This is a genomic window from Shinella daejeonensis (assembly GCF_024281235.1).
Taxonomy (GTDB): Bacteria; Pseudomonadota; Alphaproteobacteria; order Rhizobiales; family Rhizobiaceae; genus Shinella; species Shinella daejeonensis.
This window is the reverse complement of record NZ_JAHWXY010000001.1, coordinates 618,262-634,125: the sequence shown is the minus strand read 5'-3', so window position 1 is coordinate 634,125 and position 15,864 is coordinate 618,262. Positions and strand designations below refer to the sequence as shown.

The window sequence follows — 15,864 nt, the reverse complement described above, 5'->3', positions numbered from 1 at the left end:
TTGCCTGGGGACGGACGCCGTGCGACCAATCGGGATGCAAAGCGGGATGGAGCGCGCAGGCAGGGGAGGACGATGAGAGAGGATCCGGAGAACGAGCAGGCTGACGATGGCGGAGGCAAGCAGCGGCCGATACCGGACGAGGCGGGCATCCTGGCCTTTCTCACGCTTTCGGATTCCTTCTATCCGCCGGATGCGGCGAATGCGGATGTCGTCCAGCAGCGTCGCTGGTACGACGCCCTTTGCGCCGCCTTCGATGCGCCGCCGCCGCCGGGCATGACCAGCGAAGACGGCAAAGTGGCGGGCCGGATCCCGGTGCGCCGCTATCGGCCGGCAGCCCTGACGGCCCGCGCCCGCATCCTCTACATTCACGGCGGCGGCTTCGTCGTCGGCTCGCTCGACAGTCACGACGCGATCTGCGCCGAGATCGCCGAGGCCGCCGGTGCGGAACTGGTTTCCGTTGACTACCGGCTTTCGCCGGAACACGTCTGGCCGGCCGCTTTCGACGATTGCTGGGCGGTGCTGGTCGACCTTCTGCTCGAGGGCCGGCCGGTGATCGTCGCCGGTGACAGTGCCGGCGGCAATCTGGCGGCCGGGATCGCCCTCAAGGCGCGTGACGAGGAACTGCGCGGCATCCTCGGGCAGGCGCTTGTCTATCCCGCGCTCGGCGGTGACCTTTCCGCCGGCTCCTATGTGGAAATGGCGGAAGCGCCGGGTCTGACCACGGCCGATGTCGCCTATTACCGGGATATCTACAAGGCGCCCGCCGGCCATCCTCACGCCTTTCCGCTGGCCGCCGGCCGTCTCGAAGGGCTTCCGCCCACCTTTATCACGGCCGCGCATTACGATCCGCTGCGCGACGACGCACGCGTCTATGCGGCGCGGCTGGCGCTTTCCGGCGTTTCGGTCGAGTTCCGCGAGGAGCGCGAGATGGTCCATGCCTGGCTGAGGGCGCGCTTCATGAGCGAGGGCGCCCGCGCCGGCTTCGCCGCGCTGTGCGATGCGCTTCGCCGGATGGCTCAGGCATGAGCGGATTACGCGATCTCGATGCGCTCCTGGCCACCATGCAGCCGGTTCTCGCCGAGGGATGCTTCGTTTATGCAAGCGTGCCGGCGGACGATCTGGCCGCCTGTCTGGCGCGCGATCCCGTCGGTCTTTTCCGCGAAGCGGAAGGCGTCACCCTCATTCTGCGGGCGGACGCGGCGCGAGGCCTTGCGACAAGCGCGCCGATGCGGATGATCACCCTTTCGGTTCATTCCTCGCTGCAAGCGGTGGGGCTGACGGCGGCCTTTGCCACGGCGCTGGCGGCCGCCGGCATCAGCGCCAATGTGGTGGCGGGGTTCTATCACGACCACATTTTCGTACCGGAACAGGATGCCGGCCGGGCGCTTGAAACCCTGCGGGCGCTGTCGCATACGGCGGGCCACCCCGCCGGCGGCGGGGTGGCGCCTGCACCTTGAGGCGTCAGTTGCCGGCGCTTTCCATGCGGCGGGTCTTCAGCACGCGCTCCAGCCAGCCGATCTCCATTTCGGGAACGGACTTCAGCAGGAGATCGGTATAGTCGTCGAAAGGCGGCGAGAGCGCCTTCGATTTCGGCCCGAACCGCACGACGCGGCCCCGATGCATCACCGCCACGCTGTCGGCGATGGCCCGCACGATGGCGATGTCGTGGGTGATGAACATGTAGGAGACATGCGTTTCCTCCTGCAGCTTCAGGAGCAGCTTGAGGATCCCCTCGGCCACCAGCGGGTCGAGCGCGGAGGTCGGTTCGTCGCAAAGGATCAGTTCGGGCCTGGCCGCCAGCGCCCTTGCTATGGCCACGCGCTGTTTCTGTCCGCCGGAAAGTTCCGCCGGATAGCGGTCGGCGAACTGGCCACCCATTTCGATCTGGTCCAGAAGCTCGTTCACGCGGGCGCTTTTCTCCTTGCCGCGCAGACCGTAATAGAAGGTGAGCGGCCGGCCGATGATCTCGCGCACCGTCTGGCGCGGGTTCATCGCGGTGTCGGCCATCTGATAGATCATCTGGATGCGGCGCAATTCGTCGTTCGAGCGTTTTTTCAGCGCCTTCGGCAACGGCTTGCCGTCGAAGCTGATCGTGCCTTCCCGGGGCGGAAGCAGGCCGGTGATGACGCGCGCCAGCGTCGATTTGCCCGATCCCGATTCCCCGACGATGGCCAGCGTCTGCCCTTTCGGCAGATGCAGGGAGACATCGTGAAGGACCGTGAAGCCGTTGGAGTAGTTGGCGGTGATGTTTTCCACCTGCAACAGCGTGTCGGACTGGTCGACGGCCTCCTCGCTGCGGGTTCCCCGCACATTGACGAGCGCCCGGGTGTATTCGGCCTGCGGCGCTTCGATGATCTGCTGCACCGAGCCGTATTCCACCATCTTGCCATGGCGGAGCACCAGGATATCGTCGGTGATCTGCGCGACGACCGCAAGGTCGTGGGTGATGTAGATCGCCGCCGTCCCGGTTTCCTCGATGGCGTGCTTGATGGCCGCCAGAACGTCGATCTGCGTCGTCACGTCGAGCGCGGTCGTCGGCTCGTCGAAGACGATCAGCTCGGGATTGGGGCAGAGCGCCATGGCCGTCATGGCGCGCTGGAGCTGGCCGCCGGAGACCTGGTGCGGATAGCGCTGGCCGAAGGTCTCCGGGTTGGGCAGGCCGAGCACCCGGAAAAGATAGAGCGCGCGCTCTTCCGCTTCCGCACGGGTCATCACCCCGTGCCTCAGGGCGGCCTCGATCACCTGTTCGCCAAGCCGGTGAGCCGGATTGAAGGCGGCGGCCGCCGATTGTGCCACGTAGCAGACCTTCGCGCCGCGCACCTTGCGGATGCCGCCGGGCGAGAGCTTCAGGAGGTCTTCGCCGTTGAGCCTGACCTCGCCGCCGGTGATGCGCACGCCGCCGCGGCCGTAGGCGAGCGCGGTGAGGCCGATCGTCGACTTGCCCGCGCCGGATTCGCCGATGAGCCCGAGCACCTTGCCCTTCTCGACGTCGAAGGAGACGCCTTCGACGAGGGTCACCGTTCTTGGCCGCTCGCCGGGCGGATAGCTCGTCGCCTCGATCTTGAGGTCCCTGACGGAAAGAAGATCAGCCATCGCCGCGCCCTCCCTTGAGGCTGGAGGTCCGTTTCATCAGCCAGTCGACGACGAGGTTGACGCAGATCGCCAGACCGGCGATCGCTCCGCCGGGGATCAGCGCCGCCGAAATACCGAAGATGATGCCATCCTTGTTGTCCTTGACCATGCCGCCCCAGTCGGCCGCCGGCGGCTGGATGCCGAGGCCGAGGAAGGAGAGGGTGGACAGAAACAGGATCGAGAAGGCGAAGCGCAGGCCGAATTCGGCGAGCAGCGGCGAGAGCGTGTTGGGCAGGATTTCGCGGAAGATGATCCAGCCGGTGCCTTCGCCCCGCAGCCTTGCGGCTTCCACGAACTCCATGACCGCCACATCGAGCGCGACGGCCCGGCCGATGCGGTAGACGCGCGTCGAATCGAGCACCGCCATGACGAGGATCAGGATCCACAGCTGCTGCGGCAGCACGGCCAGAACGACGAGCGCGAAGATCAGCGTCGGGATCGCCATCATCAGATCGTTGAAGCGCGAGAAGGTCTGGTCGATCAATCCTCCCGTGACGGCTGCGGTGAAGGACAGCAGCATGCCGAGCGAGAAGGAAAGGACGGTGGCGGCCAGCGCCACGAAGATCGTGGTGCGGGCGCCGAAGATCAGCCGCGAGAACAGGTCGCGTCCGAGGTTGTCGGTGCCGAGCAGGAAGGTGCCGCCTGCCGGCTCCCAGACGGAGCCGACGATCTGGGCTTCGCCATAGGGCGCGATCAGGGGAGCGAACAAAGCGCAGATGAGGGCGAAGGCGATGCCGGCCATGCCGATCCACGCGCTGAGCGGAATGGAACGAAGGTTCATCGCGGATGCCTCAGCCTGGGGTTCGCGACGATCGCGAGGATGTCGGCGAACATGTTGAGGAGGATGTAGAAGGCGGCGAAGATCAGGCCGCAGGCCTGCACGACGGGCATGTCGCGCACCGTCACGGCGTCGACCATATATTGGCCCATGCCGGGATAGACGAAGACCACTTCCACGACGACGACGCCGACCACGAGATAGGCGAGGTTGAGCGCGATGACGTTGATCACCGGCGCGACGGCGTTCGGTGCGGCATGGCGGGCGATGATCCTGAGGCCGGAAAGCCCCTTCAGTTCCGCCGTCTCGACATAGGCCGAGGACATGACGTTGAGGATCGCCGCCCGGGTCATGCGCATCATGTGGGCAAGCACGACCAGCACGAGTGTCGCCGTCGGCAGCGCGATGGCGGACAGCCGCTGGCCGATGGTCATCGTGTCATAGACGGTCGCCGGGAAGGTGGCGACGCCCATGTTCACGGCGAAGAAGAGGATCAGCAGGTAACCGACGAAGAATTCGGGCAGCGAGATCGCCGCCAGCGATACGACGTTGATGATCTTGTCGGGGAAGCGGTCGCGGAATTGCACCGCCAGCATGCCGAGCCCGACCGCCAGCGGTATCGAGATCGCAGCCGCGAAGAAGGCCAGGAAGAGCGAATTGCCAAGCCGCTTGCCGATCTGTTCGCTGACCGAATTGCGCGACGCCCAGGAGGTTCCGAAATCGCCTTGCAGCGCTCCGCCGAGCCATTGGAAATAGCGGGTGGGCGCCGGCTGGTCGAGACCGAGTTCCTTGCGGATGTTCGCGACGGCCTGCGGCGTGGCCGACTGGCCCAGATAGGTGGTCGCGAAATCGCCGGGCAGGGCTTCCACGCCCCCGAAGATCATCAGCGACACGGCAAACAGCAGCGCGACGCTAAGGGCAAGGCGCTGGAGAATGAGAGACATCAGCGGATTGCGCCGGCGGGCGCCGGCGAAGAACGCGAGCGGGCCGTCCTGGGACGGGAGGTCGGCTTGGGTGGGCGCAGTCGGCCCGGCGGCGCCGGCCGGCTGGGGAACTTCGTCCGCAGCCGGCTTCGCCATCGGTTCCGGACCGCGCGCTGGTCCGAGGTCGCTCATCAGGAGTCCAGCCACACGCGGGTTGCGACGTAGCCGTTCGACATGTCGTTGCCGATATCGTGGACATAGCCTTTCACCTGCTTGGTGCAGGCATTCACGAAATCGTTGAACATCGGCAGGATCAGGCCGCCCTCGTCACGCACCATCATGGCCATGGTCCGGTACATCTCCTTGCGCTTGGCGTCGTCGAGTTCCGAACGGGCTTCCAGCAGGAGCTTGTCGAAGTCGGGCCGGAAGAAGCGGGTGTCGTTCCAGTCGGCGTTCGAAAGATAGGCGGTGGAATACATCTGGTCCTGCGTCGCGCGGCCACCCCAGTAGGACGTGGAGAAGGGCTGGGCGTTCCAGACGTTGGCCCAATAGCCGTCGCCCGGCTCGCGCTTGACCTCGATGTTGATGCCGGCCTTCTTGCAGCTTTCCTGATAGAGGACGGCGGCGTCGACCGCGCCGGGGAAGGCGACATCGGAGGTGCGCAACAGGATCGAACCGCTGTGGCCCGACTTCTTGTAGTGGAAGGCCGCTTTGTCCGGATCGTAGACGCGCTGCTCGATATCGTCGGAAAAGAGCGCATAGGTCTCGTTGATCGGGAAGTCGTTGCCGACCTTGCCGTAGCCACCGAGTATCTTTTGCAGCATCGTCTCGCGGTCCATCGCGTATTTCAGCGCCAGCCGCACGTCGTTGTTGTCGAAGGGCGCGGTGTTGCAATGCATGATGAACACATAATGTCCGCGGCCGGAGGTGCTGAGAATATCGACATTCGGTGCGCGCTTCAGCAGATCGACGGTCTTCGGATCGACACGGTTGATGTAGTGGAGCTGGCCGGAGGAAAGGGCGGCGATGCGGGCCGTGGTGTCGTTCATCGCGATCAGCTCGACCGAATCGACATAGCCGCGGTCGGTGCGCCAATCGTCCTGGTTGCGCTCGAAGGTGGCGCGCACACCGGCTTCGAAGCTGGTGACCTTGTAAGGGCCGGTGCCGATCATCGCATCGGGATCGTCGAAGCCGCCGTTCGGCTGGATGACGAGATGGTAGTCGGTCAGGAGCAGCGGCAGATCGGCGTTGCCTTCGGTCAGGACGAGGATGAGATGATCGCCGTCGGCCTTGATCTCCTTGATCGACTTCATGACGCCGAGCGCGCCGGATTCCGATTTCTCGTCGGTATGGCGCTGCAATGTCTTGACGACGTCATCGACCGTCAGTTCCTTGCCGTCGTGGAAGGTGACGCCCTTGCGGATCTTGAAGTTCCAGGTCGCCGCATCCGCGGAGGGTTCCCAGGATTCGGCGAGGGCGGGAATGGGCTGGCCGGTCAGCGGCTCGGTTTCGACGAGCATGTCGCCCCAGGTGCGGCTGGTGACGAACATGAACTGGGAAAGGTTCTTGGCGGGGTCTTTCGAGTCGGTTGCAGACGCGCCTTCCAGGCCGAGCTTCAGGTGGCCGCCGCGCTTGGGTTCCTGCGCGCGGGCCGCCGTCTCGAACATCGTTCCAGCCACCGCCAGCGTGATGCCGAACGCTGCGGCGCGGCCCATGAATTCGCGGCGATTCATGCGGCCGAGCGAGACCTGTGTCGTGAGATATTTGGTGTAGTCAGTCATTCCCCTGTTCCCTTTGTTGGCCCTTGCCGGGCAATTGTTGTCTTGGTTGGCAGGATTTCCGTTTTTGGCCATGAAAGCAACCTCCGGGCCGATAATTGTCCCGATTGCGGATCTGGCCGCCGATCTTTCCCTTCCTCCTTTTTCTCGCTGTCGGCGCAGTTTTAAATGCCTGGGTCGTCGTGTAAAATTATTTTCTAATCTATTGATATCAATATGCTTCTTTTCCGGACTCTCCCTTTCCGGAAAAGACGGCGCAAGGGTGTTTTCGTCAACGTCCCTTCCAGACCGGGTCGCGCTTTTCCGCGAAGGCGCGGGCGCCTTCAAGCTGGTCCTCGCTGGAATAGAGAATATCGACCGTGGGAAACTGACGCCGGGTGATCCTGTTCATGGTTGTCTGAAAGTCCTCGCCCTCGGCGGCGCGCACGACTTCCTTGATCGCGGCATAGACGAGCGGCGGGCCGCTTTCGAGAAGGCGGGCCAGCTCCCAGGCCCGCTCCATCAGGCGATTGGCAGGAAGGATCTCGTTGACGAATCCCCAGCGATGGGCCTCCGCCGCGTCCAGCCAGCGGCCGGTCAGGAGCATGTCCATGGCGATGTGATAGGGGATGCGTTTCGGCAGCTTGATCGAGGCGGCGTCGGCCACCGTGCCGGAGCGGATTTCCGGCAGGGCGAAGGTGGCGTGTTCGGCGGCGAGGATCAAATCTGTGGAAAGAGCGATTTCGAGACCGCCGCCGCAGCAGATGCCGTTCACGGCGGCGATGACCGGCTTGTTGAGATCGCGCAGTTCCTGCATGCCGCCGAAACCGCCGACGCCGTAATCGCCGTCGACCGCGTCGCCTGCCGCCGCCGCCTTCAGGTCCCAGCCGGGACAAAAGAATTTCTCGCCCGCGCCGGTGACGATGGCGACCCGCAGGGATTCGTCGTCGCGGAAGTCGCGGAAGATTTCGCCCATGATGCGGCTGGTCACCAGATCGATGGCGTTCGCCTTGGGGCGATCGATGGTCACTTCGAGGATGCCGCCTTCGCGGCGTTGCAGGATCGGTCCGGGCACGAGGATCACCTTCTCATACGGATCAGTGCATCGGCGGCAACGACGCCGTGGCCTTGCGGCAGCACCATCACGGGATTAACGTCCAGTTCTTCAAGGATTGAAGCGTTTGAAACGACATAGGATGCCGCCGATGCGACGGCGGCGACCAGCGCGTCGGTATCGCCTTCGGGAGCGCCGCGATAGCCGGAGAGCAGCTTGGCGATCTTCAGGCCGGCAATCGCCTCGCGGATCGCCGCCTCGCTTGCCGGGAGCGTCAGGATCGCCGAATCCTCCAGCAGTTCCACGAGGATGCCGCCCGCCCCGATGGTGAGCACCGGTCCCGCCACCGGATCGCGCATCGCGCCGACGATCAGTTCGGCCACGGGTCTTGCCACCATGGTCTCCACAAGGAATCCCGAGGCGACGCCGGCCATGGCCGTGGCGGCGTCAAGGACGGCCTGACGGCTGGTCAGATCGAGCTTCACCGCGCCGGCTTCCGTCTTGTGGGCGACGCCGAGCCCCTTGAGCACCACCGGGAAACCGAGGCTTTCGGCGGCGTCGGCGGCCGCCGCCGGCGTGTCGGCCACCGCCCCTTGCGGCACCGGCAGGCCGTGGGCGGCAAGCGCCTGCTTGGCGTCGTGTTCGGTGAGCGTGACGATGTCCCCGTCTTCCGGCTCCACTTTCAGGAGAGGAGCGGGCAGAGGCTTCGACCAGATCTCGCCGATGGCGGCGGCGGTTTCGGCGGCCGCCAGCGCCTCCTCGATGCCGTGGAAGGGAACGACGCCGTTTTCCGTCAGCATTCCGGCGATGGTTTCCGGCAGGTTCTCGCCCATGCTGGCGACGATCCCGGCCTTCGCGCCGGTTGCGCGCGCCGCGTCGATGACGGCATGGCAGGTGGTTTCCCAATCGGTAGCGTCACAGCGGTCGAGGCGCGGGAAGTCGAGCACCACGAGGTTCAGCGCGTAGTCGCCCTGCATCATGGTGGTGAAGGCGGCGGTCTGCTTTTCGCGGTCGCCCCAGACGAAGGTGTGATAGTCGAGCGGGTTGGAGATGGTCACCATCTGGCCGAGGATATCGCGCAGCGGCTGGCGCTGCTCCTCCCTGAGCGCGCGATAGATGATCTTCCGCTTCACGCCCGCATCGGCCATCAGCGAAGCCTCGCCGCCCGAACAACTCATCGACGAGACGGCATAGCCCGCAAGAGGGCCTGCGACATGCAGCAGCTTCAGCGTTTCCAGAAGCTCCGGCAGCGTTTCGACCCGGCCGATGCCGAGACGGGCGAGCAGGGCCGAGGACACGGCGTCGTTGCCGGCAAGCGAGGCGGTGTGCGAGACGGTGGCGCGTTGCGCCTGTTCGGATTTGCCGACCTTCAGCGCCACCACCGGCTTTTTCAGTTCGCGCGCCCGCAGCGCCAGCCGCTCCAGTGCCTCGATGCTGTCGAAACCCTCGACATGCAGGCCGACGGCGGTGACGCGGGGGTCTTCGAGTACGGCGAAGGCGAGGTCGGCAAGGCCGGTCTGCGCCTGATTGCCGGCCGTCAGGATATAGGCGAGCGGCAGGCCGCGCTGCTGCATCGAGATGTTGCAGGCGATATTGGAGGACTGGGTGAGAACGGCCACGCCGCGCCCGGTGCGCAGCATGCCGTGCTGATCGGGCCACAGCAGCGCGCCGTCCAGCATGTTGATGAAGCCGTAGCAGTTGGGGCCGAGGATCGGCATGTCTCCGGCCGCGTCCACCAGCGCCTTCTGGAGGTCGTCGCCGTCGGCAAGCTCGCTGGCCGCCTCGCGAAAGCCGGACGCATAGCAGACGGCGCCGCCGGCGCCGCGCGCGGCAAGGTCGCGGATGATCCCGATGGTGAGCTGGCGGTTGACGCCGACGAAGGAGGCGTCGGGCGCGGCCGGCAGTTCGGCGACGGAGCGGTAGCACTTGCGCCCGAAGATTTCGCTCTCGCGTGGATGCACCGGCCAGATCTCGCCGGAAAAACCCATTTTCTCACATTGCTCCACGACCCGCCGCGCTTCCTTTCCGCCGAAGACGGCGATGGACTTCGGACGGATCAGGCGATCGAGGGAACGGGAGGCCCGCGTGGTCATCGTCACGCTCCCAGCGGTCTGAGCAGGTCGCGGCTGATGATGTGGCGCTGGATCTCCGAGGTGCCGTCCCAGATGCGTTCGACGCGGGCGTCGCGCCAGAAGCGGGCAAGCGGCAGGTCGTCCATCAGGCCCATGCCGCCGTAGATCTGGATCGCCTCGTCGGTGACGCGGGCGAGCATTTCGGTGGCGTAGACCTTGGCGGAGGCGATCTCGCGGTTGGACGGCAGGTCCTGGTCGAGACGCCAGGCGGCCGACAGCGTGAGCAGGTCGGCGGCATCGATCTCGGTGATCATGTCGGCGAGCTTGAAGGAAACGCCCTGGTTTGCGCCGATGGGCTTGCCGAACTGCTTGCGTTCGGCGGCATAGTTGAGGGCATAATCGAAGGCGCGCCGGGCCCGGCCGACGGACGTGGCGGCGACCGTCAGGCGGGTGGCGTAGAGCCAGTCGTTGGCGATGTCGAAACCCTTGTGCACCTCGCCGAGCACCTGGGAGGCGGGAAGCCGGCAATCGTCGAAGGTCAGGATGCAGTTCTTGTAGCCGCGGTGCGAGACGGAATCGTAGCCGTCGCGGATCTCGAAGCCCGGCGTGCCGCGGTCGACGAGGAAACAGGTGATCAGCTTCTTCTTGCCGCGCGGCGTGTCCTCCTCGCCGGTGGCGATGAAGACGATGACGAAATCGGCGATGTTGGCGTGGCTGATGAAATGCTTCGTGCCGTTGACGATCCAGTCGTCGCCGTCCTTGCGGGCGAAGCACTTCATGCCGCGTACGTCCGAGCCGGCGTCCGGCTCGGTCATGGCCAGCGCGTCGAATTTCTCGCCGCTGACGGCCGGCAGGAGATATTTCTCGCGCTGCTCGCCGTTGCAGGCCATCAGGATGCCGGACGGCCGGCCGAAGAAGACGGTGAGCGCCATCGAACCGCGCCCCAGTTCCCGCTCGACGAGGGTGAAGGAGGTGTGATCGAGGCCCGCGCCGCCGACCTCCTCGGGGAAATTGCAGCCGAAAAAGCCGATTTCCTTGCATTTGCGGGCGATTTCCCGGCCGAGTTCGGGCGGCACATGACCGCTGCGCTCGACCTCGTTCTCATGCGGATAGATTTCCGTCTCGACGAAGGTGCGGACGGTGTCGACGATCATCTGCTGTTCGTCTGTCAGTGCGAAATTCATGCTCTGCTCCTCCCTGCGAGCGGGCCGTTTCGTGCGCGGTGGCCTCTCACCGCTCCTGCCAAACCTTCTCCACCCGGCAGGAGCGCGCCGAAGGGCGCGATGAAAGGGCCGCGAATGTCGCCTTATTTATGCTTCTGTCCCACGCTGCGGCCGACGCCCTCCGGCGCCGGCAGGCCGGCGTGGGCCTCGGCGATCGGCTTGATCTTCGCCAGCACCTCGGCCGGGGCGTCGGCGCTCTTGCCGGCCTTGGCGTCGACATGCAGCGACATCTGCTCGGCGGTCGCGATCACCGCGCCGGTGGCGGCGTCGTGAATGCGGCTGAAATAGTGCAGCCGCTTCCGGTCGTAGCCGAGGATCTGCATCGTCGTGTAAAGCGCCTGGCCGAGCTTGCCTTCGCCGAGATGGCGAATGTGGGTCTCGACCGTATAGTAGCTGTGGCCGGCCTCGACATAGTCGAAGTCGACGCCGATCAGCCGCAGCATTGCATCGGACGTGTCGCCGAAGAGCTGGAGATAGCGGTGCTCCGTCATATGGCCGTTGTAGTCGACCCAGGCGGCGTTGACCTTCGTTTCCACGAGGCGCAGAGGCTCGGTGGTGGAGATTTCCACTTTCCCCGGTGCGGCGTTCGCCCAGAGATGTTCCTCGAATTCGGCGAGCAGCTTGCCCGCGCCCCAGCCGCGCCCCTCGTCGCTCGCCTTCAGCGCATGCATGATGCCGACGAGGTTCTCGTCGCGGATGCGCTCCAGTTCGCGAATGCCGCGCGCGCCGGACTGGGCGTCCGACTGGCCGGCGATCTTTTCCACCAGAGCGTCGTCCAGATCGACCACATCGGTGAGCTTTGTCCAGGGCCAGGCGAGACAGGGGCCGAACTGGGCGAGGAAATGGCGCATGCCGGCTTCGCCGCCGGCGATGCGGTAGGTCTCGAACATGCCCATCTGCGCCCAGCGCATGCCGAACGAATAGCGGATCACGTCGTCGAGCGTTTCCGTATCGCAGATGTCGTCCTTGATCAGCCACAGGCCTTCACGCCAGACGGCTTCGAGCAGACGGTCGCCGACGAAGGCCTCGATCTCCTTGTTGATGATCACGCCCTTCATGCCGATGGGAGCGAGCTTGGCCTTCGCATCCTCCAGCACGGCGCGCGAGGTCTTCTGGCCGCCGACCAGTTCGGCAAGCGGCAGGAGGTAGACCGGGTTATAGGGGTGCGCGACGAACAGACGTTCGGGATGCTTCATGTCGCGCTGGAGGTCCGTCGGCATCAGGCCGGAGGTGGAGGAGCCGATGAGGGCGTCGGGCCGTGCCGCCGCGTCGATCTGGGTCAGCACGCCGCGCTTCAGCTCCAGCCGTTCCGGCACGCTTTCCTGAATCCAGTCAGCATCTTGGACGGCTTCTTCAAGGCTCTTGCAGAAGGTGACCTTTCCCTTGGCGGGCAGGGGCGCCATGGTGAGCATGCCATAGGCGCGCTCGGCATTGGCCATGACTTCTCCGATGATGCGCTCGGCGTCGGGATGCGGATCGAAGATGTTGACGTCGATGCCGGCCAGTGCGAAGCGGGCGACCCAGGCGCCGCCGATGACGCCGCCGCCGATGCAGGCTGCCTTGTGGATGCTGGTCATGCGTTCCCTCATTTTTTCTCGTTGCGGGGCGGCTTCCCCACATCCCGTCAGCCGCGCGGCGCGCGCTTCTGCAATTTCAGTTTCTCGCGCACCTCGGCCGGGCCGATGATCCGTGCGCCCATGCCTTCGACGATGGTCACCGCCTTCTCGACGAGCTGCGCATTGGTGGCGAGCTGGCCCTTGGCGATATAGAGATTGTCCTCGAGCCCGACGCGGACGTTGCCGCCGGCAAGCACGGCGGCGGCCGGATAGGCCATGGCGTTGCGGCCGATGGAGAAGGCGGAGAAGGTCCAGTTGGCCGGCACGTTGTTGACCATCGCCATATAGGTGTTGAGGTCGTCCGGCGCACCCCACGGAATGCCCATGCAGAGCTGGATCAGGACCGGATCCTCGATCAGTCCCTCCTCGACGAGTTGCTTGGCGAACCAGAGATGACCGGTGTCGAAGGCCTCGATCTCCGGCCGCACGCCGAGTTCGGTCATCAGCCCGGCCATGGCCCGCAGCATGGAGGGCGTGTTGGTCATGACGTAGTCGCCAAGGGAGAAGTTCATCGTGCCGCAGTCGAGCGTGCAGATTTCCGGCAGGCATTCGGCGACATGGGAGACGCGCTCGGTCGCGCCGGCCATGTCGGTGCCCTTGGGATTGAGCGGCAGCGGCTGCTCCACCGGCCCGAAGATCATATCGCCGCCCATGCCGGCCGTCAGGTTCAGGACGACATCCACTTCGGCGTCGCGGATACGCTCGGTCACCTCCCGATAGAGGTCGTTGCGGCGGCTCGGCGCGCCGGTTTCCGGGTCGCGCACATGGCAGTGCACGATAGCGGCGCCCGCCTTGGCGGCGTCGATGGCGGCATCGGCGATCTGCTTCGGGGTGATCGGCACGAGATTGGATTTGGCGACCGTGTCGCCCGAGCCGGTCACGGCGCAGGTGATGAAGACGTCGCGGTTCATGGCTAGCGGCATGGCTGTCCCTCCCAGAATTCCATTGCCGTCATTACGGGACAAGAAAGACTTTGATGCTTTCACTTTTCGGAGGCAATCTTGACAATTATGGCGGTGATCGCTGAAGCTTACCCCATGCTGGACCTTTCTTCCGAAACACTCGACCTCGATATCCTCGTCCTGCCCGAAACGAATCTCATTCTCGTCGCCTCGGTGATCGAGCCGCTTCGCGCCGCCAACCGTATCTCCGGCCGGCAGCTTTATCGCTGGCGGCTGTTCTCGCCGGACGGCCTGCCTGTCGAGACGCTGAGCCGCATTCCCGTACCCGTCGACGGCGCATTCCGGCCGGAGCAGGAGACGCAGCCGCTTTTCGTGCTCTCCAGCTACCAGTGGCGGACGAGCGCGACGTCGGCGCTGCGCATGCAGCTTTCGCGCACCGCCCGTTACCGCAGCCTGATGGCCGGCATCGAATCGGGAAGCTGGCTGCTGGCGCAGGCCAGTCTTCTGGACGGTTGTTCGGTGACGGTCCACTGGGAGGATCGGGAGGAATTCGCCGCCGCCTATCCGCATATCGCGGTGATGCAGGAGCGCTATGTCATCGACGGCAAGCGCGTCACCACCGGCGGTTCGCTGCCGACGCTGGACCTGATGCTGGAGATCATCCGCCGGCGGCAAGGCTATTCGCTGGCGCTCGAAGTCTCGCGGCTCTTCATCTACGAGCAGGAGCGCGCGGGCGGCCTCTTGCAGGTGCCGGCGCTCGGCAACATGCGGATCGCCGACCAGCGGGTGAGCCAGGCGGTGCGGCTGATGGAGGAGACGGTGGACGCGCCGATGACGCTTTCGCGCCTTGCGCGGCGGGTCGGCATCAGCTCGCGCCATCTCCAGGATCTCTTCCACGAGACGATGGGGGTCGCGCCGCATCAGCATTATCTGGCGTTGCGGCTGAATATGGCGCGCCGCAAGGTGATCGAGACGAAAAGCGATTTCGCCGATATCGCGGCGCTTACGGGCTTCAATTCGTCTTCGGCCTTTTCCCGAAGCTACCGGGCGCATTACCGGGAAAGCCCGACGGAGACGCGGCGACGGCTGCGGGCCGCGGCCAAGGGCTGAGGCTTTTCCGGTCGCCCGAAAAGCCGGAGCCGGCGTAAACCTTGCATTTAACATTTGCCGGTAATCTTCCGTTAGCAATTCGTCCCAGATTCGCCGGGGCGGGGCTCGGTTTGTTTTGCGTGCGAGTGCCTATGCGTCTGTCGATTGTTTCAGCGACCCTGCTTGCCTGCGTCTCGCTGGCGGGTTGCGCATCCTCAAGTTCGGATCCCGTCGCGGCACTGGGGCTCAAGCCCTCCGTTGAAACGACGAGTTCCGTCAGCCGGAGCAGCGGCCCGGTGCCGACCGTCGCGGTCGGGCAGGGCGAGGTCAAGGCCGGGGAAACGCAGGAGATGCTCGCCTGGGCCGGCCCGGCGCCCGGCAGCGACGCCCTGAATGCGGTGACCAGGGCGCAATCCGCCGTCCCGAGCGAAAGGCCGGCGACGGAGGGCCGCTCGCGCAAGCGTTCGCGCATCTATGGCCAGCAGTTCGGTGACGCCCATCCGATCAATTTCGGCAAGCGTACCCCGCGTCATTATCCGGTGCATGGCGTCGACGTTTCGCGCTGGCAGGGGGATATCGACTGGACGAAGCTGCGCGCGCACGGAGCGAATTTCGCCTATATCAAGGCGACGGACGGCGGCGATCACATCGACCCGATGTTCGCCACCAACTGGCGCAAGGCGAAGGAGGCCGGCATCCGGCGCGGCGCCTATCATTTCTTCTACTGGTGCCGCACGGCGGCAGAGCAGGCCGACTGGTTCATCCGCAACGTTCCGCGCGATCCCGATGCGCTGCCGCCGGTGATCGACGTCGAATGGAACGGGCTCTCCAAATGCAAGAAGCGGCCCTCGCGGGCCGTGGTGCTGGAGAAGATGCGGGTCTTCATGGATAAGGTCGAGCGCCACTACGGCAAGCGGCCGATCATCTATACGGCGCCCGATTTCTATGACGACAACCTGACCGGCGAACTGAAGGACTATCCCTTCTGGCTGCGCTCCGTCGCCGCGCATCCCTCGCAGCGTTATCCCGGCCGCCGCTGGGTCTTCTGGCAATATTCCGGGTCCGGTCTGTCGCAGGGCGTTTCCGGCCGGATCGACCTCAACGTCTTCACCGGCTCCGAGGAGAACTGGCACGCCTGGGTGGCCGGCCAGTCGAGCTGACGCGCCCCGCAGAGGACACCGGATTGCAAGGCCGTTGCCCGAAACCATCGCGGGGCGACCGCCTTGACCGGAGCCACAGGTATTTTCCCGATGCCGAAGATGTGATCCCGATTTTCCTTGCCATGGGCCCGCCCCATTGGCTAGCGGTCGGCTATTGT

Annotated in this window: 13 protein-coding genes; 4 read left to right on the top strand and 9 right to left on the bottom strand. The window is 65.3% G+C overall.

Going from position 1 to position 15,864, the window contains the following annotated elements; translation table 11 throughout:
* The first annotated feature begins 72 nt into the window (after positions 1–72).
* Both KYK29_RS03000 and KYK29_RS02995 read left to right on the top strand, forming a co-directional pair.
* Entirely contained in the window at positions 73–1,026 is a 954-nt protein-coding gene (locus KYK29_RS03000; RefSeq protein WP_254689357.1) for an alpha/beta hydrolase, read from the top strand.
* Complete coding sequence (locus KYK29_RS02995; protein ID WP_254689356.1) at positions 1,023–1,457, top strand: ACT domain-containing protein; 435 nt, start codon at positions 1,023–1,025, stop codon at positions 1,455–1,457. The genes KYK29_RS03000 and KYK29_RS02995 overlap by 4 nt, the downstream gene beginning before the upstream one ends.
* A gap of 4 nt (positions 1,458–1,461) precedes the next feature.
* On the opposite strand, the gene KYK29_RS02990 is transcribed toward KYK29_RS02995, so the two are convergent.
* From KYK29_RS02990 to bcoG, 9 genes are all read right to left on the bottom strand, one after another.
* Positions 1,462–3,093 carry an ABC transporter ATP-binding protein gene (locus KYK29_RS02990; RefSeq protein ID WP_254689355.1) on the bottom strand — a complete coding sequence of 544 codons (1,632 nt, stop codon included), beginning with the start codon at positions 3,091–3,093 and terminating at the stop codon, positions 1,462–1,464.
* Positions 3,086–3,913: an ABC transporter permease gene (locus KYK29_RS02985; protein WP_254689354.1), complete on the bottom strand. Its 828-nt coding sequence runs from the start codon at positions 3,911–3,913 to the stop codon at positions 3,086–3,088. Before KYK29_RS02985 ends, KYK29_RS02990 begins: the two co-directional genes overlap by 8 nt.
* Positions 3,910–5,025: an ABC transporter permease gene (locus KYK29_RS02980; protein ID WP_437437210.1), complete on the bottom strand. Its 1,116-nt coding sequence runs from the start codon at positions 5,023–5,025 to the stop codon at positions 3,910–3,912. The genes KYK29_RS02985 and KYK29_RS02980 overlap by 4 nt, the downstream gene beginning before the upstream one ends.
* Positions 5,025–6,614, bottom strand: coding sequence for an ABC transporter substrate-binding protein (locus tag KYK29_RS02975; protein ID WP_254689353.1), 1,590 nt, complete (start codon positions 6,612–6,614; stop codon positions 5,025–5,027). The genes KYK29_RS02980 and KYK29_RS02975 overlap by 1 nt, the downstream gene beginning before the upstream one ends.
* A gap of 268 nt (positions 6,615–6,882) precedes the next feature.
* Entirely contained in the window at positions 6,883–7,665 is a 783-nt protein-coding gene (locus KYK29_RS02970; protein ID WP_254689352.1) for a carnitinyl-CoA dehydratase, read from the bottom strand.
* 5 nt (positions 7,666–7,670) lie between these two features.
* Complete coding sequence (locus KYK29_RS02965; protein ID WP_254689351.1) at positions 7,671–9,737, bottom strand: acetate--CoA ligase family protein; 2,067 nt, start codon at positions 9,735–9,737, stop codon at positions 7,671–7,673.
* A gap of 2 nt (positions 9,738–9,739) precedes the next feature.
* Positions 9,740–10,900, bottom strand: a complete 1,161-nt coding sequence (locus KYK29_RS02960) for an acyl-CoA dehydrogenase family protein (RefSeq protein ID WP_254689350.1) — start codon at positions 10,898–10,900, stop codon at positions 9,740–9,742.
* Positions 10,901–11,022: 122 nt separating this feature from the next.
* Complete coding sequence (locus KYK29_RS02955; protein ID WP_254689349.1) at positions 11,023–12,516, bottom strand: carnitine 3-dehydrogenase; 1,494 nt, start codon at positions 12,514–12,516, stop codon at positions 11,023–11,025.
* A gap of 47 nt (positions 12,517–12,563) precedes the next feature.
* Positions 12,564–13,478, bottom strand: a complete 915-nt coding sequence (gene bcoG, locus KYK29_RS02950) for a 3-dehydrocarnitine:acetyl-CoA trimethylamine transferase BcoG (RefSeq protein WP_254689348.1) — start codon at positions 13,476–13,478, stop codon at positions 12,564–12,566.
* 114 nt (positions 13,479–13,592) lie between these two features.
* Here bcoG and KYK29_RS02945 point away from each other — a divergent pair, with 114 nt between their 5' ends.
* Together KYK29_RS02945 and KYK29_RS02940 are read left to right on the top strand one after the other, a co-directional pair.
* Positions 13,593–14,567, top strand: coding sequence for a GlxA family transcriptional regulator (locus KYK29_RS02945; RefSeq protein ID WP_437437228.1), 975 nt, complete (start codon positions 13,593–13,595; stop codon positions 14,565–14,567).
* Positions 14,568–14,698: 131 nt separating this feature from the next.
* A complete protein-coding gene (locus KYK29_RS02940) occupies positions 14,699–15,706 on the top strand; it encodes a glycoside hydrolase family 25 protein (RefSeq protein WP_254689347.1) in 1,008 nt (335 codons plus the stop codon).
* Positions 15,707–15,864 lie beyond the last annotated feature (158 nt).